At 61.2% G+C, this 23,837-nt stretch carries 22 protein-coding genes; 12 read left to right on the forward strand and 10 right to left on the reverse strand.

Translation table 11 applies throughout. The annotated features are described in order from the left end of the window. The first annotated feature begins 115 nt into the window (after positions 1-115). Positions 116-2,161 carry an acetyl-CoA carboxylase biotin carboxylase subunit gene (locus tag SM765_RS16960; protein WP_274838643.1) on the forward strand — a complete coding sequence of 682 codons (2,046 nt, stop codon included), beginning with the start codon at positions 116-118 and terminating at the stop codon, positions 2,159-2,161. Positions 2,162-2,433: 272 nt separating this feature from the next. Then, positions 2,434-2,934, forward strand: a complete 501-nt coding sequence (locus tag SM765_RS16965) for a hypothetical protein (protein WP_065270750.1) — start codon at positions 2,434-2,436, stop codon at positions 2,932-2,934. Positions 2,935-2,938: 4 nt separating this feature from the next. Here the strand turns inward: SM765_RS16965 and SM765_RS16970 are convergent, their stop codons facing one another. Next, the gene (locus tag SM765_RS16970) at positions 2,939-3,397 is read right to left on the reverse strand and encodes a DUF4174 domain-containing protein (protein ID WP_065270749.1); all 459 of its coding nucleotides are present in this window, start codon (positions 3,395-3,397) and stop codon (positions 2,939-2,941) included. A 179-nt stretch (positions 3,398-3,576) separates the two neighbouring features. Here SM765_RS16970 and SM765_RS16975 point away from each other — a divergent pair, with 179 nt between their 5' ends. Continuing rightward, positions 3,577-4,509 (forward strand): hypothetical protein, encoded by a 933-nt coding sequence (locus SM765_RS16975; protein ID WP_274838644.1) that lies wholly within the window; start codon positions 3,577-3,579, stop codon positions 4,507-4,509. Next, positions 4,475-6,601, forward strand: coding sequence for a methylmalonyl-CoA mutase (gene scpA / locus SM765_RS16980; protein WP_065270747.1), 2,127 nt, complete (start codon positions 4,475-4,477; stop codon positions 6,599-6,601). Before SM765_RS16975 ends, scpA begins: the two co-directional genes overlap by 35 nt. A gap of 91 nt (positions 6,602-6,692) precedes the next feature. Here scpA and SM765_RS16985 read toward each other — a convergent pair whose 3' ends face one another. Next, positions 6,693-7,187 (reverse strand): VOC family protein, encoded by a 495-nt coding sequence (locus SM765_RS16985; RefSeq protein WP_274835717.1) that lies wholly within the window; start codon positions 7,185-7,187, stop codon positions 6,693-6,695. A gap of 276 nt (positions 7,188-7,463) precedes the next feature. On the opposite strand from SM765_RS16985, the gene SM765_RS16990 reads away from it, so the two are divergent. The 4 genes from SM765_RS16990 to SM765_RS17005 all read left to right on the forward strand — a co-directional run bounded on the left by SM765_RS16990 (position 7,464) and on the right by SM765_RS17005 (position 10,214). Further along, positions 7,464-8,066, forward strand: a complete 603-nt coding sequence (locus SM765_RS16990; RefSeq protein WP_274838646.1) for a VOC family protein — start codon at positions 7,464-7,466, stop codon at positions 8,064-8,066. Between the two features lie 64 nt (positions 8,067-8,130). After that, positions 8,131-8,829: a molecular chaperone DjiA gene (locus SM765_RS16995; protein WP_274828372.1), complete on the forward strand. Its 699-nt coding sequence runs from the start codon at positions 8,131-8,133 to the stop codon at positions 8,827-8,829. Further along, positions 8,810-9,805: an endonuclease/exonuclease/phosphatase family protein gene (locus tag SM765_RS17000; RefSeq protein WP_274838647.1), complete on the forward strand. Its 996-nt coding sequence runs from the start codon at positions 8,810-8,812 to the stop codon at positions 9,803-9,805. Before SM765_RS16995 ends, SM765_RS17000 begins: the two co-directional genes overlap by 20 nt. Positions 9,806-9,836: 31 nt before the next feature. Further along, on the forward strand, positions 9,837-10,214 hold the full coding sequence (locus SM765_RS17005) for a hypothetical protein (RefSeq protein WP_274835714.1): 378 nt from the start codon (positions 9,837-9,839) through the stop codon (positions 10,212-10,214). Positions 10,215-10,285: 71 nt separating this feature from the next. Here the strand turns inward: SM765_RS17005 and SM765_RS17010 are convergent, their stop codons facing one another. The 4 genes from SM765_RS17010 to SM765_RS17025 all read right to left on the reverse strand — a co-directional run bounded on the left by SM765_RS17010 (position 10,286) and on the right by SM765_RS17025 (position 15,178). Then, a complete protein-coding gene (locus SM765_RS17010) occupies positions 10,286-11,836 on the reverse strand; it encodes a Ppx/GppA family phosphatase (RefSeq protein WP_274835713.1) in 1,551 nt (516 codons plus the stop codon). 58 nt (positions 11,837-11,894) lie between these two features. After that, positions 11,895-12,605: an HdaA/DnaA family protein gene (locus SM765_RS17015; protein ID WP_274838648.1), complete on the reverse strand. Its 711-nt coding sequence runs from the start codon at positions 12,603-12,605 to the stop codon at positions 11,895-11,897. A gap of 1 nt (position 12,606) precedes the next feature. Continuing rightward, on the reverse strand, positions 12,607-13,677 hold the full coding sequence (locus SM765_RS17020; RefSeq protein ID WP_274838649.1) for an AI-2E family transporter: 1,071 nt from the start codon (positions 13,675-13,677) through the stop codon (positions 12,607-12,609). A gap of 136 nt (positions 13,678-13,813) precedes the next feature. Further along, a complete protein-coding gene (locus tag SM765_RS17025; protein WP_274838650.1) occupies positions 13,814-15,178 on the reverse strand; it encodes an FAD-dependent oxidoreductase in 1,365 nt (454 codons plus the stop codon). 170 nt (positions 15,179-15,348) lie between these two features. Here SM765_RS17025 and proS point away from each other — a divergent pair, with 170 nt between their 5' ends. Further along, complete coding sequence (proS, locus tag SM765_RS17030) at positions 15,349-16,704, forward strand: proline--tRNA ligase (RefSeq protein ID WP_274838651.1); 1,356 nt, start codon at positions 15,349-15,351, stop codon at positions 16,702-16,704. Between the two features lie 154 nt (positions 16,705-16,858). Here proS and SM765_RS17035 read toward each other — a convergent pair whose 3' ends face one another. Continuing rightward, positions 16,859-18,082 carry a spondin domain-containing protein gene (locus tag SM765_RS17035; protein ID WP_274835709.1) on the reverse strand — a complete coding sequence of 408 codons (1,224 nt, stop codon included), beginning with the start codon at positions 18,080-18,082 and terminating at the stop codon, positions 16,859-16,861. Between the two features lie 446 nt (positions 18,083-18,528). On the opposite strand from SM765_RS17035, the gene SM765_RS17040 reads away from it, so the two are divergent. From SM765_RS17040 to SM765_RS17050, 3 genes are all read left to right on the forward strand, one after another. Beyond that, positions 18,529-19,815 carry a lipoprotein-releasing ABC transporter permease subunit gene (locus SM765_RS17040; protein ID WP_274835708.1) on the forward strand — a complete coding sequence of 429 codons (1,287 nt, stop codon included), beginning with the start codon at positions 18,529-18,531 and terminating at the stop codon, positions 19,813-19,815. Next, positions 19,808-20,518 (forward strand): ABC transporter ATP-binding protein, encoded by a 711-nt coding sequence (locus SM765_RS17045; RefSeq protein WP_065270735.1) that lies wholly within the window; start codon positions 19,808-19,810, stop codon positions 20,516-20,518. Before SM765_RS17040 ends, SM765_RS17045 begins: the two co-directional genes overlap by 8 nt. Positions 20,519-20,642: 124 nt before the next feature. Further along, positions 20,643-21,056: a c-type cytochrome gene (locus SM765_RS17050; protein ID WP_274838652.1), complete on the forward strand. Its 414-nt coding sequence runs from the start codon at positions 20,643-20,645 to the stop codon at positions 21,054-21,056. A gap of 15 nt (positions 21,057-21,071) precedes the next feature. Here the strand turns inward: SM765_RS17050 and SM765_RS17055 are convergent, their stop codons facing one another. The 3 genes from SM765_RS17055 to SM765_RS17065 all read right to left on the reverse strand — a co-directional run bounded on the left by SM765_RS17055 (position 21,072) and on the right by SM765_RS17065 (position 23,820). Next, on the reverse strand, positions 21,072-21,752 hold the full coding sequence (locus SM765_RS17055) for a hypothetical protein (protein WP_274832522.1): 681 nt from the start codon (positions 21,750-21,752) through the stop codon (positions 21,072-21,074). A gap of 53 nt (positions 21,753-21,805) precedes the next feature. Continuing rightward, positions 21,806-22,222 carry a PaaI family thioesterase gene (locus SM765_RS17060; RefSeq protein ID WP_274838653.1) on the reverse strand — a complete coding sequence of 139 codons (417 nt, stop codon included), beginning with the start codon at positions 22,220-22,222 and terminating at the stop codon, positions 21,806-21,808. 788 nt (positions 22,223-23,010) lie between these two features. Then, a complete protein-coding gene (locus SM765_RS17065; RefSeq protein WP_368981639.1) occupies positions 23,011-23,820 on the reverse strand; it encodes a TIR domain-containing protein in 810 nt (269 codons plus the stop codon). Positions 23,821-23,837 lie beyond the last annotated feature (17 nt).

Here is a 23,837-nt window from a genome sequence, read left to right on the forward strand (position 1 = left end):
GCCCTGACATTCCGGCCCCTCGAGGCCGGTTCAACCACCGCGCAGATGCCGCGTCCGGGTACGTCCCGGGGGCGGCGTTCTGCATTCCGGCTCAAAAGAGAACAAGGGACTGCCAATGTTTGATAAGATCCTGATCGCCAACCGGGGCGAGATCGCCTGCCGCGTCATCAAGACGGCGCGCAAAATGGGCATCAAGACCGTTGCCATCTATTCTGATGCGGACAAGCAGGCGCTGCATGTTCAGATGGCGGATGAGGCCGTGCACATCGGCCCGCCGCCCGCGAACCAGTCCTATATCGTGATCGACAAGGTCATGGAGGCCATCCGCCAGAGCGGCGCCCAGGCGGTGCATCCCGGCTATGGCTTCCTGTCGGAGAACTCCAAATTCGCCGAGGCGCTGGCCGCCGAGGGCGTCGCCTTTGTCGGCCCCCCCGTAGGGGCCATCGAAAGCATGGGTGACAAGATCACCTCCAAGAAGATTGCTCAGGAGGCAAACGTCAGCACGGTTCCCGGCTACATGGGCCTCATAGAGGACGCCGATGAGGCGGTGAAGATCTCGAACGAGATCGGCTACCCGGTGATGATCAAGGCCTCTGCCGGTGGCGGCGGCAAAGGCATGCGGATTGCATGGAATGACGAGGAGGCCCGCGAAGGCTTCCAGTCCTCCAAGAACGAGGCGGCGAACTCTTTTGGCGATGACCGGATCTTTATCGAGAAATTCGTCACACAGCCACGCCACATCGAAATTCAGGTGCTCTGCGACACCCACGGCAACGGCATCTATCTGGGGGAGCGCGAATGCTCGATCCAGCGCCGGAACCAGAAAGTCGTCGAAGAAGCGCCGTCGCCTTTCCTTGATGAAGCCACCCGCAAGGCGATGGGTGAGCAGGCAGTCGCCCTGGCCAAGGCGGTGGGCTATGCCTCTGCCGGTACGGTGGAATTCATCGTTGATGGCGACAAGAACTTCTATTTCCTGGAAATGAACACCCGCCTGCAGGTGGAACACCCCGTGACCGAGCTGATCACTGGCGTTGACCTGGTGGAGCAGATGATCCGTGTCGCCGGTGGTGAGCCGCTCAGCATTACTCAGGATGATGTGAAACTGACCGGTTGGGCGATTGAAAACCGCCTTTACGCCGAAGATCCCTATCGCAACTTCCTGCCCTCCATCGGTCGTCTGACCCGTTATCGTCCCCCGGCAGAGCAAGCCTCTGGCCCGCTGCTGGAAAACGGCAAATGGCAGGGTGATGCCCCCGAAGGTCCCGTCGCAGTGCGGAATGACACCGGCGTCTACGAGGGCGGCGAGATCTCGATGTATTACGATCCGATGATCGCCAAGCTTTGCACCTGGGCTCCGACCCGTGAGGCAGCGATTGCCGCCATGCGTGATGCGCTGGACGGGTTCGAGGTTGAGGGCATCGGTCACAACCTGCCGTTCTTGTCGGCTGTGATGGATCATCCGAAATTCGTTAGCGGTGATATGACCACCGCCTTTATCGCCGAAGAGTACCCGGACGGGTTTGAAGGCGTCGAACTGCCCGAGGCAGAGCTGCGCCGCATCGCAGCTGCCACCGCAGCCATGCACCGCGTCGCCGAAATCCGCCGCACTCGTGTGTCGGGCCGTATGGACAACCACGAACGCAAGGTGGGAACCGATTGGGTTGTGACGCTTCAGGGCCAGTCCTTCGATGTGACAATCGAGGCAGATCCCTCCGGCTCTACCGTGCGCTTTGCCGACGGGGAGACGGTCCGGGTGGCTTCGGACTGGACGCCGGGCGATCAGCTGGCGCGGGTTTCGACGGATGACAGCGGGCTGGTTCTGAAGGTTGGCAAGATCTCTGGCGGCTTCCGCATCCGCAGCCGCGGCGCCGATCTGAAGGTGCACGTGCGCACGCCGCGTCAGGCGGAACTCGCGCGCCTGATGCCCGAGAAGCTGCCGCCGGACACCTCCAAGATGCTGCTCTGCCCGATGCCTGGCCTGATCGTCAAAGTCGATGTCGAGGTTGGTCAGGAAGTGCAGGAAGGCCAGCCGCTTTGCACCGTTGAAGCGATGAAAATGGAAAACATCCTGCGCGCCGAACGCAAGGGGATTGTGTCCAAGGTCAACGCAAGCGCCGGTGACAGCCTCGCTGTGGACGATGTCATCATGGAGTTCGAATAAGGTGCACCAGAGGGCAGCCATACTTGCCGGAGGGTTTGCGGGGCGATCTGCCCCGCGAGTCCGCCTGCGAGGCCGGACAAGGCATCGCCCTGAGGCCGGAGCTGCCCTTTTTTGTGCGGGGTATGACAACCCATGCACGAATTCTTCAGAATTGGCTGGCAGATTAATCCGGACGGGGCGATGGGCCCGCGACCGCTCCTGCATGGTGGGGGCGGTTTCGTGCCGCGTCCAGCCCGCACGCGAGAGGTATCAAGGGTTTCCGGAGGCGCCACATGATCCGCATTGCTGTCAGTCTGCTGTCGGGCCTTTTGGTGCTGGCGGCCTGTGCGCTGGACAAGGAAGAGGAAGTGCGCGCTCAGATCGCGCCCTGGGTCAAGCTGGGCGAGACCTATTTCTTCGAATCCTCAAGCAGTTGCACTGCGGCGGTCTTCTACATCGAAAGCCCGCGCATCAGCTCGTTGGTGTCCCGGGCACGGTCGATGGCGACGGGCATGAATATGCTCTCGGCAGGCAAACCGGTCTATTTCGATGTTCGGGGCAAAACACCCAACGCGCTGACCGAGGAAATCATGTCTCGCGATCTGCCGCAGGGGATCAGCGTGCTGAACTCCGGTTTGGCTGGGGCACACTGCATGACCGAACTGGTCAAGGGCGTCTACTATCAGGCCATCATGAACCCGACTTCGCAGCTGATTTTCGTGCCGGATGGCGATGCGATGATCGTGCTCGACCGGCAGGCCGGGGCGCTGATCTACGTGCGCGGCAGCGGCTGACGCCTCAGCTGCCGCGGCGTTCTTCGACCTCGCGCAGGCGCGATGGGAATTTGTCGATGGTCCGGGTCAGCTCCCGCACTGTCCAGGGATGCGGTTTTCGCAGTTTCACACCGCCGTCTTTGCCCACCAACACCAGCATAAAGCCGCGCGGGCGCAGTTTCTTGCGCAGGTCGGACCGCGCGCTTGGATCGGTGTCGGTCAGAACAACCACGTCCCGGTCCAGCAAATCCGCCGCACGTTTTGCCAGCCGTTCCATCTGGTCATGGAATCGCGGATCCTCAGGGCTGTCGGCAAAGACCACAACGGGCCGTTTGTGCCACAGGAAATCGCTCAGATCGCCTTTGTACTCTGGTTCGATCCACCCTGTGGTATCGGCGGTGGTTGCTTCCTCGGCGCTGGCACCGGCTGCAATGGTGGCGCAGGGAAGAAAAGCTGTCAGAACAAGGGCTAGGATTGGTTTCATGATCTCTCCTGTTGCTGTCAATATATGCCGCGCCGGTGCGAATGCGATGGCCGAATGTGTCCGAGCCGAAAAAAATTCAGAGGACATTAACCGCTTTGAGAGGGTGAAGAGGGCATGATCCGTCCGTCTCCCTCTGATGGTCCGCAAAAACGGACCCCGTCCAAAGGACTGGAAAAGCGATGCAAGTAATTGTTCATGTCGGTGCTCATCGGTGCGCCACCACCTCGTTTCAGGATTATCTGCGGTTCAATGCCGCCACGCTGGCCGAACAGCGGCTGGAGGTCTGGGGCCCGGATCTGACCCGGGACGGGCTGTTTCACGGCATTCAACCAACCCCGTCCGTGGGCAGCGCTGCGGCGGCCTCCAAACGGGCGCGTGGGCGGCTTCGGATGCGTCTGGACCAGAGCCGCGATGCGGGTACCGAGCAGTTGCTGATCAGCGACGAGAACATGATCGGCAGCGTGCGGGAAAACCTGCGCCTTGCCGGGCTCTACTGCGGGATCGGAGAACGTCTGGCGCGCTTCAACGAAGCCTTTGATGGCAGGGTGTCGGTGCTGGCGGTGAACCTGCGCAGCCTCGAAGCTTACTGGACCTCAGCGCTGACCTATGCAGTTGCGCGTGGCCATCGGGTGCCTGCCGCGGGGCAGTTGAACCGGCTGCTTGAAAGCTCCCGCAGCTGGCGTGATGTGCTGACCGACATGGCCTGCAGCATGCCGGATACTGAAATCCGGGTGCTGCCCTTTGAAACCTTTGGGGGCCGCCCCGAGTTGCAGCTGGAGCTGCTGACCGGGTGCAAGGCGCCACGCGAAAACGCCCGCATGCGCCATGCGGCGTCCCCGCGACTGGAAGAACTGCGCGGCATGATCCCAACCTCGGCCGCCCGGAGCCTGCCCGAAGGAGAGGGCCGCTGGCGCCCCCTGGACGAGGTGCAAAGCGCGGTGCTGCGCGAGCGTTACGCTGATGATCTCATGTGGCTGGCCTCGGGCGCCGATGGCCTGGCCCGTATTATGTATGACCCGGAAAAACAGGTGGCGGGACAAAACCCGCTCCGTACCGACTTGACGAGAGGAAGACCCCATGACGAAGACAGACGATTGGCGGGCTCTGGCTGAAAAAGAGCTGCGTGGCCGCCCGCTTGAGGACCTGACCTGGCAGACGCTCGAAGGGATCGACGTCAAGCCGCTTTATACCGAGGAAGACACCAAGGCGCTGCCCCATATGGGCACGCTTCCAGGGTTCGGCCCGTTCACGCGAGGCGTGAAGGCGACCATGTATGCCGGCCGCCCCTGGACCATCCGGCAATACGCCGGTTTCTCGACCGCCGAGGAAAGTAACGCATTCTATCGCCGCAACCTGGCTGCCGGTCAGCAGGGCGTCTCGGTTGCCTTCGACTTGGCCACCCACCGCGGTTATGACAGCGACCACCCCCGCGTGGTGGGCGATGTCGGCAAGGCCGGCGTTGCCATCGACAGTGTCGAGGACATGAAAATCCTCTTTGACGGTATCCCGCTCGACAAGGTCTCGGTGTCGATGACCATGAACGGCGCGGTGATCCCGATCCTGGCGAACTTCATCGTCGCAGGTGAAGAGCAGGGCCACGACAAGAGCCTGCTGGCGGGTACCATTCAGAACGACATTCTGAAAGAGTTCATGGTGCGCAACACCTATATCTATCCGCCCGAACCCTCGATGCGGATCATTTCGGACATCATCGAATATACGTCGAACGAGATGCCGAAATTCAACTCCATCTCGATCTCCGGCTACCACATGCAGGAGGCCGGCGCGAACCTGGTGCAGGAACTGGCCTATACGCTGGCTGATGGGCGCGAATACGTGCGCGCCGCGATCGAGGCCGGGATGGACGTGGACAAGTTCGCAGGCCGTCTGTCGTTCTTCTTTGCCATCGGCATGAACTTCTTTATGGAGATCTCTAAACTCCGGGCCGCACGTACCCTGTGGCACCGGGTGATGACCGACTTTGGCGCCAAGAATGATCGTTCCAAGATGCTGCGCACCCACTGCCAGACCTCGGGCGTCAGCTTGCAAGAGCAGGATCCCTATAACAACGTGATCCGCACCGCCTATGAAGCGATGTCGGCTGTCCTCGGCGGCACCCAGTCGCTGCACACCAACGCGCTTGACGAAGCGATTGCCCTGCCGACGGATTTCTCGGCTCGTATCGCCCGTAACACCCAGTTGGTGCTGCAGGAAGAAACCGGCGTCACCAATGTGGTCGACCCGCTGGCCGGTTCCTACTACGTGGAAAGCCTGACGAATGAGCTGATCGACAAGGCCTGGGCCCTGATGGAAGAGGTCGAGGAAATGGGCGGCATGACCAAGGCGGTCGCCTCTGGCATGCCCAAGCTGCGCATCGAAGAAAGCGCTGCCCGTCGCCAGGCGATGATCGACCGCGGCGAAGAGGTGATCGTCGGCGTCAACAAGTACCGCAAGGAAAAAGAAGACCCGATCGACATTCTGGACGTGGATAACGTCAAGGTCCGCGAAAGCCAGATCGCGCGGCTGGAAAAGATCCGCGCCACCCGCGACGATGCGGCCTGCACGGCTGCCTTGGATGAAGTCACCCGCGTGGCCAAGGAAGGTGGCAACCTTCTGGCCGCCGCAGTCGAAGCTGCCCGCGCCCGGGCTTCGGTCGGAGAGATCAGCATGGCGATGGAAAAGGAATTCGGCCGTCACAGCGCCGAGGTGAAAACCCTGGCCGGTGTCTATGGCGCCGCTTACGAAGGCGACGAAGGTTTTGCCGCGATCCAGAAATCGATCGATGAATTCGCTGCAGATGAAGGGCGCCGTCCGCGTCTTCTGGTGGTGAAAATGGGGCAAGACGGTCACGACCGCGGCGCCAAGGTGATCGCGACCGCCTTTGCTGATATCGGTTTTGACGTCGACGTAGGCCCGCTGTTCCAGACCCCGGATGAGGCCGCACAGGATGCTATCGACAACGATGTGCATGTGGTCGGGATCTCCAGCCAGGCCGCAGGTCACAAGACGCTGGCACCGCAGCTGGTTCAGGCGCTGAAAGAGCAAGGCGCAGAGGACATCATCGTGATCTGCGGCGGTGTTATTCCGCAGCAGGACTATCAGTTCCTTTATGACAATGGCGTCAAGGCGATCTTCGGCCCCGGTACCAATATCCCCGAGGCGGCGCAGGATATCCTGAAACTGATCCGCGAGGCGCGCAGCTGATCCCTGCGGTCAGCGCGTTGGCCTGAAAAAGAGACACCCGGCGCCCCGTGGCGCCGGGTTTTCTGTTTCAGCCGCCTTCTCCTCGTCAGGATCAACGGTGCGTCCGGTTCTCCCATACGGAATAATCGCCCACGCCAAAATCCGCATCTGGCGCCTCATCCAGCATATGCAACATCTCGATGGAATGGCCGTCCGGGTCCTTGAAATAGACAGAGACAGCAGGCATCCAGCCTAGAACTACAGGCTCATCCGCCGGTGCGCCATTAAATCCAAGCGGTGTGATACCCTGGGTGGGCAGGCGCTCAAAGGACTGAAGTACTGCCTCTTTCGTGGCGCGAAAGGCAAAATGCAGCTGCATGCTCAGCGGCGCGCTGCCCGCGCCCCAAAGCCCCAGCATCCCGGTTTCTTTTGGTCCGGCCCAGAGAAACGCGACATTGCGCTCCGGCAGCCGCCGGGCCAGCGGCAACCCCAACTGGCCGCAATAAAACGCCAGCGACTGGTCCAGATCCCGCACCGGCAGGTGGGTTTCATAGATGCCAAGGATATGTTGAGCGGCCCATTGTTCCGGGGGTAGTTGGTCGTGCATGATCTTCTCCGGTTCCGGCGGGGCGCGGCCCCGCGGGTCTGTGCTTTATGTCATGATGCGCGTTTCTGCGCGGCGCGAGGCCGGGCAGGGCGCCAGATGATTCCAAGCCTAATTTCTGAAGTTGACTTTAGATCAAGCTGAAATCGGCCCCCCCAGTCAGACCCGCGATGTTGCTATGCGCCCTTCGGCTCAGGTGGCGGGTTTCCTTCCGCTGTGAATTTGCTAGGGTCCGCGCGAAAGACAACGACACAAATCAGTCGCAACAGGGGCTTAGCCATGGAACTGGATCACATTGCCGTCGCCGGTGAAACGCTTGCGGAGGCCACGGCCCATGTCGAAGCCGCGCTTGGCGTGCTGCTTCAGACAGGCGGGCAGCACCCGGTATTCGGCACGCACAACCGGCTTTTGGGGCTGGCGGACGGGCTTTATCTGGAGGCCATCGCCATTGATCCCGAGGCAACGCCGGAACGCAGTCCGCGCTGGTTCGATCTCGATAGTTTCTCCGGGATGCCGCGCCTGACCAACTGGATCTGCCGCGCAACCGGCCTGCCGGAGTTGCTGGAGCGGATGCCGGATGGGGCCGGGATCCCGGTGCCGCTGACCCGAGGCGATCTGGTCTGGGATATGGCAGTGCCCGCCGATGGCAAGCTGCCTTTTGACAATCTGTTTCCAGCGCTCATCGAATGGCACAGCGCCCATCCCGCGCCTCGGCTGGAGCAGCAGGGCTGCGCGTTGCGGCGCCTTGTGATCGCGCATCCCGATGCGGCCGATCTTGAAGCGCTTTTGCCGCTCAACGACGGTCGGTTGGTGTTTGAAACCGGACCTGCTGCCATGGAGGCAGAATTCGACACGCCGCACGGTATTCGTCTGCTGCGTTAAAAAATCACCTGTTTCCGGTGCCTGTGGTCCTGACAGGTCGCGCAAACCGCATTAGGCTTTTCTTATGTCTCTTTGGAGCCGCATATCCGATGCGCTGGGCGCGCTGGCCAAGGGTGAAAGCCTGGCGGATGTTTTTGACCGCCTGCGGGCGCCACCTGAACGCACCGTGGGTTTTGCCATCGCGGTGATCGCGCTGGGGGCCAAGATGGCCAAGGCGGACGGGCAGGTCACCCGGGACGAGGTGACCGCCTTTCGCGAGGTGTTCCAGATCGCCCGCGATGACGAGGCAGGCGCGGCCCGGGTCTTCAACATGGCGCGCACCGATGTGGCGGGCTATCAGGACTATGCGGCGCGTATCCAGCGCATGTTTGCCAATGATCCGGCGACCCTTTGCGATCTGATGGAAGGACTGTTTCACATCGCGCTGGCAGATGGGTTCTATCATCCCGGCGAGAATGAGTTTCTGGAAGAGGTCAGCCGCATCTTCGGTCAGACACCGCAACAGTTCACTGCCCTGCGCGCGCGGTTTGTGACCGATGCGCCAAAGGATCCCTATACAGTTCTGGGGGTGTCGGCGGATATGCCGATTGATGAAATCCGCAAGCATTGGCGCAAACTGGTGCGGGAAACCCATCCCGATGCAATGCTGGCTCGGGGCGTCCCCGAAGAGGCGGTGCGTCTGGCGGAAAAGCGGATGATCGACATCAACCGCGCCTGGGACGAGATCAACGGATGCGGGGCACATGCGGCTGGTCACCTATAATATCGAGTGGTTTTCACACCTCTTCGACAAGAATGACCAGCTTATTCTGGACAATAAACCCTCGGGGCGGCACGGGGTGGATCGCTACACCCAAGGGGTATCGCTGGCGCATGTTTTCCAGACGCTTGATGCCGACGCGGTGATGGTGATCGAGGCGCCCAATACCGGGCGGCGGCAGCGGACCGTGCGCGCTCTTGGCGCTTTTGCCGCCGAGGCGGGGCTGCGCGCCAATGAGGTGATCAGCGGCTTTGCCACCGATACCCACCAGGAAATCGCCCTGATGTACGACCCAGCGGTGCTGAGCGCCGAACACGATGCCCGGAGCAGCAAGGAAGCGCCGCGTTTCGATACCCGTTTCGAGCTGGACCTCGACACCGATTCCATCCCGGAACATGTGCGGTTTTCAAAGCCGCCGCTGGAGCTGAACGTCACGACAGCCGGGGGGAAGACCCTGCGGATGATCGGCGCGCATCTGAAATCCAAGGCGCCCTATGGGGTGAAGGGGCATGACGCCATCATCCAGCGCGCCATTGAGAACCGGCGCACGCAGTTGGCACAGGCGATCTGGCTGCACCGGCGCATTGCCGATCATATCGCGGCAGGGGATGATCTGATCCTGATGGGCGATCTGAACGATGGTCCGGGTCTGGATGAATACGAGCGCCTTTTCGGGCAGTCCTCGGTTGAGATTATCATGGGGCAGGATCTGACCGATCCCCATGCCGAAAGCCTGAAAAAGCCCCGGCCCGGCATCGTGCCCAGCACCGCGCGGTTTTATGATGAGGAAAAGAAACGGTTCTTCCGGGCGTGCCTTGACTATGTGATGATTTCACAAAGCCTGACGGCCTATAATCCTCGCTGGCGGATCTGGCACCCGTTCGAGGACGCTGATTGCTATGCCGATGAGGTCCTGCGCGAGGCGCTGCTCATGGCCTCGGATCATTTCCCTGTCAGCCTCGATATCGATCTGACTTAAAATCATCGCATAGGAAGCTTATATTGGACCCATGAAACGGTTTTTACATGTAAGTGCCGCCTGCCTGCTGTGCCTGTCCGCCCCTGTGGCGGCGCAGGAGAGCGAGGAGAATGGCAAGGGTTTGATGGAAAAGGGCGCCGAGCTGTTCTGGGAAGGGCTGCGCAAGGAAATGGCCCCCGCGCTGGAAGATCTGGAAGGGTTGGCCGCAGAAATCGGCCCCTCCATGCGGGAATTTCTGTCCGAGATGGGACCGGCGCTGGCAGCCATTGCGGCCGAGGTCGAGGATTGGAGCAGCTACGAGCTGCCGGAAATCCTGCCCAATGGCGATATCATCATCCGCAAGAAGCCAGAGGCGCCCTCTCCTGAAGAGAAGGACGAAGTCCCGGAGAACGGCGTTACCGATCTCTAACGGACGCAAGCCGTAGGGTGACGCGCGCCTTTGTTATCCGTTGATCCAATCGGTCTACGCAGCCGACCGGGTTAGCCAACAATTTTGACGGTCAGCTCTGCCTCCAGCGTGTCGCAGAGCGATTTCAGGCGGGCCTCGGCGACCTCACCATAAAGGGCCTCCGTCGCTTTCGGCAGTTCCAGCGTCAAGTGTTTCTTGCGCGGTTGCCACTTCAGCTTACCGATGTCGCCGTTTTCGCTGACCATCAGCATGGCACCAAACCGCATGGCCTTGCCCAGGATTTCCGCCTCTTTCTGCCCTTTTTCATCCAAGAGATCATAAAGGTATTCAAAGGCGGTGCCCTGGCGTTTGTTGCGGTAGCGATGCAGAAGCGCCAACCCCAGGAATACGCGTTCGGAATGTTTCAGCCCGCCGAGGTTGGCACGGGTGGCATTGTCGAAACAGACTTCAGCCCGATAGTCGGGGTGGGCGCGCCAGCTGACATCATGCAGCAGGCTGGCAGCCTTGATCAGGCGTTTCTTGGTGTGCGGCCCATTGCTGAACAGCGGGATGACAAAATCATAGAGCGTCTTGCCGAAGCCGGGAATGCGGGCGTCCTTGGCCTCGGCAAAACGGCTGGCTTCGACCAGCGGATCGCGTTCGCGCAGGCGTTGGGGCATCTGTTCGTAGAGCAGCCCTTCGCGGATGCCATAGCTTGAGACGGCGATATCCTTGGGCTTGAAGGTCTTGACCAGTCGGGACAGCACATCGATCGCATAGGGCACCAAGGACATCCGCGCGTTGGAGATGCCGGTTTCGGCGCGCAACTCCTCGATGTCGCGTTTCTCGATATATTTCAGGGTGGCGCGCACGTCCTTGGCGCTCATCCGGTATTCGTGCAGAACCTTCAGCGGATACCCGCGCCGGGCCATGTCGATGCGGGCGATGGCGCGCCAGCTGCCGCCGACCAGGAACAGACGGTCGGTCTGCTTGCCCATTTCCTCGCGCAGTTCCGCCATGACCTCGGCGATATGAGCCTTGCGCCCCCGGCGCCCGCCCTTGATGTCCCGCAGTTTCAGCGGGCCAAGAGAGGAGGTGACGCGTTTGCCGACCTCGCCGTCGTGGATTTCCGCCAGCTCCATCGAGGAGCCGCCGATATCGCAGACCAGGCCATAAGAGCCGGGCCAGCCCAACAACACGCCCTGTGCGGACAGGCGCGCTTCTTCCTGACCGTCGATCACCCAGATCTTTAGCCCGGTTTCGCGAAGCACATCGGCGCAGAACTCCGGGCCATCCTCGGCATCGCGCACGGCAGCTGTGGCGACCACCGACAGGGGTGGCAACCCCATCCCATCGGCAAGGTGTTGGAACCGGCGCAGCGCGGCCAGCGCGCGTTTGCGTCCCTCGGGGTTCAGGCGCCCGGTTTCCGAGAGGCCAGCCCCCAGGGCGCACATGATCTTCTCGTTGTAGAAATAGGCCGGGCTGCGGGCCGCGCCGTCAAAGACGACCAGACGCACGGAGTTCGACCCGACATCCACCACCCCGACCCGGGACAGCGCCCTTGAATCGGGATCATCGAACAGCGGGCGGCCAAAGGGCCCCCAGTCGGCGGTGGCGTCGGGGGTGGCAGGATCCTCGGTCACGGGTGTCGGCGCTCCGTCTTGGGTCTCGAATCTAGGATGGTTTAGGGTGGGGCCGGGGTCAACCGCCGGTCCCGGCAACCCGGGTTTCGCCCGCAACACTGCGGTCTTCGGACATCAGCCGCACCGCCAGGGGGCGCGACAGGTTGCGTTTTTCCGCCAGCGACAGGCGGTCCAGTTGTTCGACGATCCGGGCTGCCGCAGCAAACGAGCGATCCATATGGGCCACAAGATAGGGGATCACGTCGGGTTTCGGGGTGATCTGGCGGTCATTGAAGAGCTTCGCCAGAACCACAGCCAACAAGGCATCGTCCGGCGGCTGCAGCTCGGCATGGGTGGCGGCCTGAACACGGCTTTGCAGGTCCGGCAGGCTCAGCCCCCAAAGGTTGGGCGCCGCGCGCCCCGTCATCATCAGGGCAAACCCGTTTGCCAGCACCAAGTTATGCAGGTGAAACAGAGCCTCCTGGGCGGATTTGTCAGAGGCGATCTGCGGCACGTCCTCCAAGACCACGGGCGCGGTTGCCAGCTCGGGCACCATCGCCTCGGTCAGATCTGCCGCCGGCACGATCCGGGCGCCGGACTGGCTGGCCCAGACATGGGCCAAATGCGTCTTTCCCGATCCGGCAGGGCCGGTCAGAACCAGTTTGCCACTGGGCCATGAGAACCCCGGATCCAGCAGCGCCACAGCCATGGCATTCGACGGGGCGACAAAAAAGTCGTCCCGGCCCAAAGCCGTTTTGGCGGGCAGGTCAAAGCTGAGTTGTTGCGCCATATTACTTTTTCGAATCCCGGTGGCTCAGTCCCTGGTACAGACGGCTGTGCAGATACTGTCCCGTGAGGAAACGTGCAACTACGCCCAAGGCTGCCGCAACAGGCACGGCAACCAGCATGCCGACAAAGCCAAAAAGCGCGCCAAAGACCGACAGGGCCAGCAGCAGCCAGACCGGATGCAGGCCAACGGATCCGCCAACCAGTTTCGGAGTAAGGTAATTGCCCTCGATCACCTGACCCAGTGCAAAAATCCCGGCTACCAGCCCGATCGACCACCATTCGCCCCAGAACTGGAACAGGGCAAGTCCGATAGCCAGAGCGCCGCCCACCAGCGCCCCCAGATAGGGAATGAAGGTGACGAGCCCGGCGATGAAACCCACCGCCAGTCCGAAATTCAGACCAACCAGCATCAGGGCGACAGCGTAGTAAACGCCCAAAATCAGGCAGACCGTGCCCATGCCGCGGATGAAAGAGGCAAGCACATCGTCAATCTCACCGGCTAGCTTGCGGATCACCGGCGCATGGTCCAGCGGCAGCAGCGCGTCGATCCGTTCGATCATCCGGTCCCAGTCCAGCAGCAGATAGACCGAGACAACCGGAACGATCACGAAAAGCACCAGCAGGTTGACGACCGAGACGGCTGAGCCGACGAGGGATTCAAATAGCTCGATCCCCTTGCCCTGAAGGGTGCCTGCGATGGAGGCGATGGTTTGCTGCGCGCGGCTACCTTCGGTGAAGATCGACGGGAAGTGTTCCTGCGCAAAGTTGCGCAGATCGCGAAAGGCTTCGGGCAGAACCCGGATCAGATCGCTCAGCTGGTAGATCAGCGTCGGCACCACCACCAGCAGCAGCAGCATGAAGACCAGCATGGCGCCGATAGTAATCACCGCAGTTGCGGCGGTACGGCTGAGGCCTGCGGCCTCTAGTCGGTCGGCAATGGGATCAATCAGATAGGCAATCGCCGCGCCCAGCACAAAGGGCAGCAACACGTCTCCCAAAGCCCAGAGGACGATTGCGCAAACCACGGCAGCAACGCCCCAGTATTGAAACTGCTTCTTCGCCGGAAGTGCCATATGCCAAGCGCCTCTCTGAGATATGTTCGCCAATCACCCCAGTCATTGCCCATGCGGTTGCCTCATGCAACAGCCAAGCGGCAAGTGCCGCCAAATGAGTGCCGGGTGGGGCAGGGGCGTTTCTGCACGGTCTGCGTCAGTGGATGCGCACGCCCTGACGGGTCAGTTCACCTTGTACGGCGGCAATGTCCACCGCGTGCGGGCTGCAGGCGGATTTGACGGATAGTGCCGCGGCAACGCCCGCGCCCTGACCGGCCACCGCGCAACAGGCCATATTGCGGGTGGCGGCATGGGCGACCTTGTCGCCGCCGATGGCGCGGCCGGTCACCAGCAGGTTTTCCACCCCTTTGGGCAGCATGGCGCGATAGGGAATCTGCATATAGCGCCCGGTGGTGGGCAGGATCAGGATGCCATAGCCGTCGATGAACTCGGGATAGATGCCGATGGTATCCTCGAACCGGCCCTGGTTGCGGGCCTCATCCTCGGTCATGTTGTGATGGGCGTCGATCTTGCGGGTGTCGCGGATGCCGATGGTCATGCCAAAATTGCGCAGCCGCGCGCCTTCGCAGCCAGGCGTATATGCCTTCAGCGCATTGATCGCGTGCATGGCCTGCTTGCGTCCTTCAATCTCGAACCGGGTCATGCTGTCCGGGTCGGTGCCGTCGCAGCCTGCCAGATGCACCAGATTCATATAGGTCATCTCACCACTGTCATGAACAGCCCCCCAGGTGCCGCCGATAGTATTGAGATGCGCAGGGATCAGCCCGTCGCGCAGCGCCTGCGCAAAGGGCTTGGCGAGGAAGGGAGAGAACATCTCATCCTCCTTGCCGGAAGTCTCCACCTCCCACTCCCCGGTGGACCAGTCCCTGTAGGTCTGCGGGTCTGCCTTGACCCCTTCCATGAACTTCTGCTTGTCGACGCCTGCGATGTGGAACATCACGCTGGCGGCCTGCATTTCCTCCACCGGTGTCTTGATTGTGGGGGCGCCCATCAGCTGCGCGATATCGGCGTCTCCTGTCGCATCGATCACCCGCTGAGCTAGGATCGCCTCGCGCCCTGCCTTTGATTCGACGATCACGCCGGTGATCCGGTTGCCTTCGCGGATCGGGGCCACGAACATGCGGTGCAGCATCGGGTGAATGCCTGCTTCCTCGACCAGCCGATCTGCGACCAGTTTGAAGCCTTCGGCGTCCAACTCGTAAGACAGGGACTGGCTTTCGGGCACAGCGGCATCCATCGCCTTGGCGCGTTCTTCGAATTCCCAGCCGATGCCACCGGCCTCAACCGTCTGCTCGTGCCGGTACCAGGCAAAACCTTCGACGCCGACAGCGGTGATATTGCCGCCAAAGCAGCCGAACCGGTCCAGCAGGGTCACATCGACCCCGCAGCGCGCTGCTGCCAGCGCCGCCGCCAGTCCGCCGGGGCCAGAGCCTACGACAAGCACATCGGTGCGATGTACGACGGGGATTTCCCGGGCGGGTTCGGTAATGGTGTCGCGCATCTGGGCCTCCGCAAAAAATTTGAACCAGCATTTACAAAATTGACCCGTGCTTCAAGCGCTTTCCGGGCGATTATCCGGTTTGTCCGCTGCCGCCACTCCAAAGCCCGATTGCCTGAGGCGCGGCGATGGCTTAGACCGCTTGAAAACCCCTTTGAACGAATGAGAGCGACATGCGCCTGTCCCGTTACTTCCTGCCTGTTCTGAAAGAGACGCCTTCAGAGGCCCAGATCGTCAGCCACCGCTACATGCTGCGGGCCGGCATGATCAAACAGTCCGCCGCCGGGATCTATTCCTGGCTGCCGCTGGGCTTCAAGGTTCTGAAGAAAATCGAAGGCATCGTCCATGAGGAACAGATGCGCGCGGGCCATATCCCGGTGCTGATGCCCACCATGCAATCGGCAGACCTGTGGCGCGAAAGCGGTCGCTATGATGCCTATGGCGAAGAAATGCTGCGCATCACCGACCGGCACGAGCGCGATCTGTTGTTCACACCCACCGCCGAAGAGCTGATCACCGATATCTTCCGCAGCCATGTCAGCAGCTACAAGGATCTGCCGCTGACCATGTACCAGATCCAGTGGAAGTTCCGCGACGAGATCCGCCCGCGTTTCGGCGTGATGCGGGGACGCGAATTCTACATGAAGGACGGCTATAACTTCGATCTGACCAAGGAAGACGCGCTGCACGCCTATAACCGTCATCTGGTCAGCTACCTACGCACCTATGAGCGCATGGGGTTGCAGGCGATCCCGATGCGCGCGGACTCTGGCCCCATTGGCGGCGATGATACGCATGAGTTCCTGGTGCTGGCCGACACAGGCGAGAGCGAAGTCTTCTACGACAGCGCGGTGACCGATATCCGCCTTGGTCAGCGCAATATCGACTATGATGATCACGACCAGTGCCGCGCCGTGATGGAAGAATTCACCGCGCTTTATGCCCGGACCGACGAAACCCACGACGCGGCGCTGTTCGACCAGATCCCGGCCGAGCGTCAGCGCAGTGCTCGTGGTATCGAGGTCGGTCAGATCTTCTACTTCGGCACCAAATATTCCGAACCGATGGGGGCCACGGTGCAAGGCCCCGATGGCAAATCCATCCCCGTACACATGGGCAGCCATGGTATCGGTGTTTCCCGTCTGGTTGGCGCGATCATCGAAGCAAGCCACGACGACAAGGGTATCATCTGGCCCGAAGGCGTGACCCCGTTCCACTGCGGTATCGTCAACCTGAAGCAAGGCGATGACGAGGCCGACGGGGCCTGTGACAAGATCTATGCCGCGCTGACTGCGGTTGGTCTTGACCCGCTGTATGATGACCGCAAGGAACGCGCGGGCGGCAAATTCGCCACCATGGATCTGATCGGTCTACCCTGGCGTATTACGGTCGGTCCGCGCGGGCTGAAGAACGGCGTGGTGGAACTCACCTCGCGCCGGACTGGCGAAAGCGTGGAACTGCCGCCGGAAGACGCCGTGAAAAAGATCGTCGAGATCTACGCCGAGCACGCCTCGGGCCGCGGCTTCTGAGCGGCGGCGCGCAGAGGGTTGAGGCACTAGGCTGAAACCTCCAAACGCGAGACTGAAATGGAAAAGGGGGGCAGTGATGCCCCCCTTTTTGTATCTATCGCCATTCCTACAGGACGTTGCGCAGCAAACCGAAAAGCTTGCTGCGCACGCGTGCTTAGAGGAAGTCGAAGTTTGCTGCGCTCAGCTCATCAAAGGTCACACCCTTGATTACCAGCGCATCGCCTTCTCCGAAGTCGAGGATGGTGCGGTTGCCGTGGTCGGTGGCCAGACCGCTCAGATCGTCAAAGCTTTCGACGCCTTCGATGTGCAGCGCGATCGTGTCTTCGTCCGCATCGAAGCCAATGATGCGGTCACGGTCGTAGCCGGTTTGGAACACAAAGAGGTCCGCATCGTGGCCGCCATTCATGCGGTCACGGCCAGCGCCACCGTCCAGCACGTCGCTGCCCTTGTTGCCTTTCAGGATGTCGCGACCTGCGCCACCGTCCAGAGTGTCGCTACCGCTACCGCCTTTCAAGATGTCGCGACCTTCGCCGCCGGTCAGCATGTCGTTGCCACGGTTGCCGATCAGGATATCGTTGCCCTCGCCGCCGTCCAGCTCGTCCCAGCCGCCACGGCCGATCAGAACGTCGCGGCCACCGGCGCCGTTGACCAGATCATCCACAGAAGAGCCGCGGATGAAATCGAAGCCGTTGGAGCCTTCGGTCACAGCGTATTCGTTGATGTGGATTTCAGCGATCTGAGCACCCTCACGGGTGAAATCTGCCGCAACCGCATCGATGTGCTCACCAAGCGCGTTGGTGCCGCCCAGGATGTTGCCTTCGCCTTCGGGCAGGAAACCTTCATGCGCGCCGACGACGCCACCTTCGGTGGTGCCGGTGTTCGCCACCATCTGGCCCAGGAGCGGCACTTCTTCGGCGATCTCGGAGTTAACTTCGGTGCCCGCATCCAGCACGTCGCTGCCTGCGAAGGTGATGTTTTGCGCGCCCATAAAGTGGCCGTTTTCGTCGAACAGTTGCAGCGAATCTGCGGTGCCGACAAAGGCGTCGTTCGAGGGGATGACCATTGCGGCCAGCGACAGGTGACCGTTGGAGGAACCGTCGACGGAGAATTCTGCGGTTGCGGTTTCGCCCGGTGCCAGAATCGGCGGGGTGCCTGCACCCAGCACTGCGCCGGTTACGGCATCCGCGTCTGCGGCCACAACCGCTTCGTTTGCCGGAGCGAAGTTACCGTCTTCGGCCAGGGCTTCCAGAGCAGCCGATGCAGCTTCGCCGGTGTTGTAGAGGTCAAAGCTGCCGTCGTGGGCGGCGAACCAGAAAGGGGTCGTGTAGGTGCCGCCGTGGGCAGAGGTGTTGGTTGCGACGATGCGAAGATCGGTCATTGAGTTATCCTCAGTTTGAATTGAAGTTTGCGCACTTTCTGGGGGAATTGTGGAGATGCCAAGGGGGGGCTCCCTCACAGTCTCTGACGTCGCTGTGATCCTGGGGGCAAAGTCACGAAATGGTTACTTTGTGGGTATTTAAAATACTGAAAATAAACGAAAAAGTAACGTTTCGGGCGAAATTTTGGCGCCGATGTATTCGGACATATTTGAATATATACAATCAGATGAATCGCCAACTTTTACAATCTTAAGTAGAATTACGTAAGCGGGGAGCGAGCGTCTCTTGGTGGCTTCCCGAGTGAGAGCAGGGGACCCGCCGCCGCGCGGAACCGTCGCGAGATGGCCAGCCATGAAACCAAAACCGCCTTGGCAATACAGCCTTGCCTTGACCCTGCACGCCGGACAGCACAGGTTGTCCGCAAATCTCCCAGGCAGGACCACACATGGCCACGACACCTCCGCCGTTTTCACGTTTTGAATGGATGATCGCCTGGCGCTACCTGCGTGCGCGCAGGGCCGAGGGCGGCGTCAGCGTGATGACCTGGATCAGCCTGATCGGGATCACTCTGGCGGTATTTGCGCTGATCGCCACGTTGGCGGTGCGCTCGGGCTTCCGGTCTGAGTTTGTCGGCACCATCCTGGGCGCCAACGCGCATGTGACGCTCTATTCTCATGGGCAGGTCACGGCAGAGGGCAATATCGACCGGACCTTGGAAGACTACGCCGAGATGGCCGCAGCAGCGTCGCAGGTGCCCGGTGTGATCCGCGCCGCGCCGCTGATCAAAGGGCAGGTGATGGCCAACCTGCGCCAGCGCAATGCTGGGGTCGAGGTCTTTGGTATCGCTGCCGCGGACCTGAAGGCCATTCCTGGCGTCGCCCAAAGCGACGAAAGCCTTGGCGATCTGGAGCGGTTTGGCGAAGGCGTGGCCATCGGGTCCGGTGTGGCGCGCGAGTTGGGGGTCAGTGTCGGCGACCGGATCAAGCTGATCTCTCCCAATGGGGTCAAAACCCCATTTGGCACCAGCCCGCGTATCAACGCCTATGAGGTGGTCTATATCTTCACGGCAGGGCGCTATGACATCGACCGCACCCGTCTTTATATGCCCTTTGACGCGGCGCAGGCCTTCTTCAACCGGGAAGGCGTTGCTGACGAGATCGAGGTAATGGTGGCTGACCCGGAAAAGGTCGATCTATTGGTGCTGCCGCTGCTGCGCGCGGCGGGACAGGGGATCGGGGCCTGGACCTGGCGCGATGCCTCGGGTGGTTTCCTGCGCGCGCTGGAGGTCGAGGACAACGTGATGTTCATAATCCTGTCCATTCTGGTGCTGATCGCCACGATGAACATCGTTTCGGGGCTGATCATGCTGGTCAAGAATAAGGGCCGCGATATCGGTATCCTGCGCACCATCGGCCTGAGCGAAGGATCGGTGATGCGGGTGTTCTTCATCTGTGGTGCCTTTACCGGTGTGATTGGTACACTTTGCGGTGTGGTCTTGGGCTGCCTCTTCGCGATCTATATTGATCCGATCTTCTCCTTCGTGAACTACGCGATGGGCGGCGGGGTCTGGGATCCGTCGATCCGGGGCATCTATGCGCTTCCGGCAGAGCTGAACCTGCCCGATGTGCTCTCGGCCGTTGCCCTGTCGCTTGGTCTGTCCTTCGTGGTGACGATCTTTCCGGCCCGGCGGGCGGCCCGGCTGAACCCGGTGGAGGCCCTGCGCTATGAATGATCAGGTATCGCAGGCAGGCGCACTGGCGCTGGAGCTGAAAGGCATCAGCAAGTCCTATAACCGGGGCAGCGCGGCGCAGGTGGATGTGCTGCGGGGCGTCGATCTGGCCCTGAAACCGGGCGAGGTCGTGGCCCTTGTCGCGCCGTCTGGCGCAGGCAAGTCGACCCTTCTGCATATCGCCGGTCTGCTGGATACCCCGGACGAGGGCAGCCTGTGTATCGGTGGGCAGGATGTCACCGGGCTGGGCGAGCGGGCGCGCACCGGTCTGCGGCGTAGCGATGTAGGCTTTATCTACCAGTTCCACCACCTGTTGCCCGAGTTCACCGCCGCCGAAAACATCGTCCTGCCGCAACTGGCCAATGGCGCCAGTCAGAAGGCGGCTCGGGCGCGTGCGGCAGAGCTGCTGGATCTTGTCGGCCTTTCGGCCCGCGCCGGGCACCGTCCGGCAGCAATGTCCGGGGGCGAGCAGCAGCGGGTTGCCTTTTGCCGGGCTCTGGCCAACCAGCCGCGTGTGCTGCTGGCGGACGAGCCGACCGGAAATCTGGATCCGGGGACGTCGGATCAGGTTTTTGGCGTCTTGATGGATCTGGTGCGCAGTTCTGGCCTGTCGGCGCTGATCGCGACCCATAACCTTGACCTTGCCGCGCGGATGGACCGGGTTTTGCATCTGGAGGACGGGGCGGTGGCGGCCGCGCCGCAATAGGCCCGCGCGCACGCGGCCCCGGTTTCTGGGCGCATCTCTGCCGCCGCCGGTTTACGCAGCAAAACCTGCCGGTTACAGTGCCCCTGACTGAGACGGTTGCGGCCAGAACGACAGGAACGATGCCATGAAGACCAAAACGATCCTTTGCATGCTGCCGCTTGTGGCCGGGCTTGCCGTGGCCTGCACCGAAATCGTCAACAGCATGCCCACCGCGCAGGAAGGACAGATCCTGTTCAATCAGAACTGCGCGCTGTGCCATGGCGAAAATGGTGATCTCGCCCAGCGTGAGACCACGCTTGATGCGCCCGACCTGCGCAAGATCAACGCGCGCCATGACGGTGCGTTCCCGCGCGCTGCAGTGCTGTCGCAGATTGATGGTTACGGACGCGGCAAGGTCAGCGCCGAATACATGCCGGAATTCGGCTCCCTGCTGGAAGGCGAGCTGATTCCGGTTGAGGTCGAAGGCACCCTGACGCCGACACCGCGCCCGCTGGCCGCGCTGATGACCTACCTCGAAAGCATCCAGGCCGAAGGCTGAGCCGTAGCATATGCCTCAGCTGCAGATGCCGCGCAGATCGGCGCCTTTCCAGGGCAGGTAGACGTCGCTCTGGCGGCTTTGCGGCAGGTCCGAAACCGGCATCACATCCTTCAGCATGGCATGCAGACGCTGGGTGCGGGCGCCCTGCGGCGCCAGCGCGCGGCAGCAGACGTATTCTTCAACGATGGCGCCTTGCTGTTCATAGCCATAGCTCAGGAAATCGGGGCTCTGGTCCAGCTCGAACAGATAGGGATCGGGGTTGCCGCGATGCTCGGCTGCGGCCCGCAGTGGGGTATATCCGGTGCGGGCCCGGTTCTGCCATTGCCAGACATGGGTCACCTCATGGGCCAGCAGCATCGCCTCCACCAGATACAGGCGCTCGGGGTAGGCGGGCAGGTAATTCTCGGTGTACCAGTCGCGGATATAATAGATCCGGTTGAACAGCGTCACCGCTGCGGGGGAGGATGTGACGATCTCGTCCTTCACTGGCGGCAGGATACGTTCGCGGCAGGCCACGCGCGGGCGCGGTTTGCGGCGGAAGGTGGTCGCGGCCACTGGCGCGCCATCCATGATGCGCACCTTTTCCGGCTTCAGGTCGCTGCCGTGAATGTCCGACAGAAAGGCACGCTCCTGCTGCGTCAGCTCGCGCCCGCAGGATGCGAGGATCAGGGCAATCAGGAAAAGACGCAGGATCATGAGGTCACGCTAGCGCAGCAAGGAAGGGCGGTATAGCCGTTTTGCGCCTCACCTCAGGCGGCAAAGAAGCTGGCGGTGGCGGTGGCGACCAGTTTGCCGCTGTCCTCTTCGCTCATCTCTGCGCGGGCAAAGACCAGCGCCTTGCCGGCCCGCACCACCTGCGCCCGGCAGAGGATCGCGCTGCCCACCCCGGGGCGCAGGAATTGCGTGTGCAGATCGGTGGTTGCCAGCGGGCGCACGCCGCCTTGATGGGCAAAGGCCGCCAGCACCATCGAAGTATCGGCCAGCGCCGCCAGCGCCTGTCCCGAGACGATCCCGCCCATGCGCGCCAGGTTCGGCGTCAGCGGCATGCGCAGGGTGGTTTCCTCTGGGCTGGCCTCGGTCACGGTCAGATCCAGCGCCTGCACCCAATCGGCAAAGCCTTCGGCCAGAACGGATTGCAGATCCGCGGGGGTCATGGTGGCGGTCATTTCTGTCTCCCTGTTTTGGTCGGAGGTTAGCCGCTGCCCCGCGCGAAAGCCACGGTGATTTCAGGCTGTCTGTGGAGGAAGGAAGTCATGTTGCACCGCCTGCTGGATACCCCTTGGGATGTGGGCGTTAGCCGCACGGCCCGCGCCTGACCTTGCATTTGGGAGTTCGTCCCGGACCGTGTAGCGGCAAACAGTGCGGGGCACTGTTTGGGGTAAGAACGGGCGGAGCCCCACGCTGTAACACTTGCCCCAAGATGCAACGCTTACAAGGTGGCCCTTTGGGGCGTGGGGCGTAGCCGCACGGCCCGCGCCTGGCCTTGCATCCGGGAGTTCACGCCGGATCCCGAAGGGACAAACAGTGCGGGGCGCTGTTTGAGGCGTGAACGGGCGGCGCCCTTCACTGAGACATCTGCCCCAAGATGCAACGCCTGCAAGGTGGCCCCTTGGGGCGTGAGGCGTCAGCCGCACGGCCCGCGCCTGACCTTCCCCCCGGGAGTTCGTCCCGGACCGCGCAGCGGCAAACAGTGCGGGGCACTGTTTGGGGTAAGAACGGGCGGAGCCCTTCGCTGAGACACTTGCCCCAAGATGCAGCGCCTGCAAGGTGGTCCTTTGGGGCGTGAGGCGTAGCCGCACGGCCCGCGCCTGACCTTCCCCCCGGGAAGGCGCTTCACGCCTCCCCAAGGTCAGGCACGGGCCTTGGGGGGGTGACGTGTGCAGGAAAATGCGCCTTGCGTTCCGCCCGTTCAAGCCTGAAACGCTCCCCCGGAGGGCGCGGGCCTCAGGATGGGTTAGAAAGGAATAAAGTTCCCACAGTCATCCTCGAGTTTCTCTAACTTACGTGAAATTTCAGAATCAAAACCGTCGCTTCTGTTGTGTAAGTAATCGGCTATCCTTAATTGCTTTGCTACTTCACCGTTTACTTTTGACGAGGTAAACTTTTTGTTGTGTTCCATCATGTTCTCGATGGTGGAGATGAAATCCCTAACTAGTGCGACAGGAACCGAGTTTATTTCAGTTTCTATCGTTTTCGATCGTTGTCTTGCTCGAGTAAGTATCAGTATCTCTTCCAGGAGGTCGCGGTCTGAGCGTAAGTCTTCCGGACTATTTTCTTTTTCCTCAGCGATAATGCTGGAGATTTTTTCATTTAGTTGAGGCCACCACATATCGAAGACACGGTCGAATGTCTCTTTGGGGAGAGCGTTTTCTCCGCCGCTCTGGTTGACGGTTTGCATCATTTTTTTAAAATCTGACTTGTTGAAATTCGTTGTTTGAAAGGTTGTCAATGGGCCTGTTAAGTCAGTGTTTTCCATTCCAAACAAAATGGAACATACCTTTGATTGCTCTAAGTCTTTTGATAAAGCGCCTGCCTCAAATAGGATCCAGGGTTTGGTGAAATTTTCCTTTGTAAGGCACACTATGCCGATGTTGCTCTCAGAAAGTTTCTTGGAAATCTCGCTTCCCCATTTTGCACCTTTTTCGATGTCGTTGGGAGTGTAGTAGGGCTTAGCAAACTGGAGGACAGAAGGAATCCAGTTTCTTAGCTCTTCAGCGATTTCTTTGCTCTGCTGGCCGCTCCAGCTAATGAAGACGTTCGTCATGTCAGCCCTTTGGGTTA

It is taken from the genome of Pseudophaeobacter sp. 1A09344, assembly GCF_041008745.1.
Lineage (GTDB): Bacteria > Pseudomonadota > Alphaproteobacteria > Rhodobacterales > Rhodobacteraceae > Phycobacter > Phycobacter gallaeciensis_A.

What these genes read in the sequence shown, in the direction of transcription:
- SM765_RS16960 (WP_274838643.1), top strand. Translation starts at nt 116, where the DNA reads ATGTTTGATAAGATCCTGATCGCCAACCGGGGCGAGATCGCCTGCCGC.
- SM765_RS16965 (WP_065270750.1), top strand. Translation starts at nt 2,434, where the DNA reads ATGATCCGCATTGCTGTCAGTCTGCTGTCGGGCCTTTTGGTGCTGGCG.
- SM765_RS16970 (WP_065270749.1), bottom strand. Translation starts at nt 3,397, where the DNA reads ATGAAACCAATCCTAGCCCTTGTTCTGACAGCTTTTCTTCCCTGCGCC.
- SM765_RS16975 (WP_274838644.1), top strand. Translation starts at nt 3,577, where the DNA reads ATGCAAGTAATTGTTCATGTCGGTGCTCATCGGTGCGCCACCACCTCG.
- scpA (WP_065270747.1), top strand. Translation starts at nt 4,475, where the DNA reads ATGACGAAGACAGACGATTGGCGGGCTCTGGCTGAAAAAGAGCTGCGT.
- SM765_RS16985 (WP_274835717.1), bottom strand. Translation starts at nt 7,187, where the DNA reads ATGCACGACCAACTACCCCCGGAACAATGGGCCGCTCAACATATCCTT.
- SM765_RS16990 (WP_274838646.1), top strand. Translation starts at nt 7,464, where the DNA reads ATGGAACTGGATCACATTGCCGTCGCCGGTGAAACGCTTGCGGAGGCC.
- SM765_RS16995 (WP_274828372.1), top strand. Translation starts at nt 8,131, where the DNA reads ATGTCTCTTTGGAGCCGCATATCCGATGCGCTGGGCGCGCTGGCCAAG.
- SM765_RS17000 (WP_274838647.1), top strand. Translation starts at nt 8,810, where the DNA reads ATGCGGCTGGTCACCTATAATATCGAGTGGTTTTCACACCTCTTCGAC.
- SM765_RS17005 (WP_274835714.1), top strand. Translation starts at nt 9,837, where the DNA reads ATGAAACGGTTTTTACATGTAAGTGCCGCCTGCCTGCTGTGCCTGTCC.
- SM765_RS17015 (WP_274838648.1), bottom strand. Translation starts at nt 12,605, where the DNA reads ATGGCGCAACAACTCAGCTTTGACCTGCCCGCCAAAACGGCTTTGGGC.
- SM765_RS17020 (WP_274838649.1), bottom strand. Translation starts at nt 13,677, where the DNA reads ATGGCACTTCCGGCGAAGAAGCAGTTTCAATACTGGGGCGTTGCTGCC.
- SM765_RS17025 (WP_274838650.1), bottom strand. Translation starts at nt 15,178, where the DNA reads ATGCGCGACACCATTACCGAACCCGCCCGGGAAATCCCCGTCGTACAT.
- proS (WP_274838651.1), top strand. Translation starts at nt 15,349, where the DNA reads ATGCGCCTGTCCCGTTACTTCCTGCCTGTTCTGAAAGAGACGCCTTCA.
- SM765_RS17035 (WP_274835709.1), bottom strand. Translation starts at nt 18,082, where the DNA reads ATGACCGATCTTCGCATCGTCGCAACCAACACCTCTGCCCACGGCGGC.
- SM765_RS17040 (WP_274835708.1), top strand. Translation starts at nt 18,529, where the DNA reads ATGGCCACGACACCTCCGCCGTTTTCACGTTTTGAATGGATGATCGCC.
- SM765_RS17045 (WP_065270735.1), top strand. Translation starts at nt 19,808, where the DNA reads ATGAATGATCAGGTATCGCAGGCAGGCGCACTGGCGCTGGAGCTGAAA.
- SM765_RS17050 (WP_274838652.1), top strand. Translation starts at nt 20,643, where the DNA reads ATGAAGACCAAAACGATCCTTTGCATGCTGCCGCTTGTGGCCGGGCTT.
- SM765_RS17055 (WP_274832522.1), bottom strand. Translation starts at nt 21,752, where the DNA reads ATGATCCTGCGTCTTTTCCTGATTGCCCTGATCCTCGCATCCTGCGGG.
- SM765_RS17060 (WP_274838653.1), bottom strand. Translation starts at nt 22,222, where the DNA reads ATGACCGCCACCATGACCCCCGCGGATCTGCAATCCGTTCTGGCCGAA.
- SM765_RS17065 (WP_368981639.1), bottom strand. Translation starts at nt 23,820, where the DNA reads ATGACGAACGTCTTCATTAGCTGGAGCGGCCAGCAGAGCAAAGAAATC.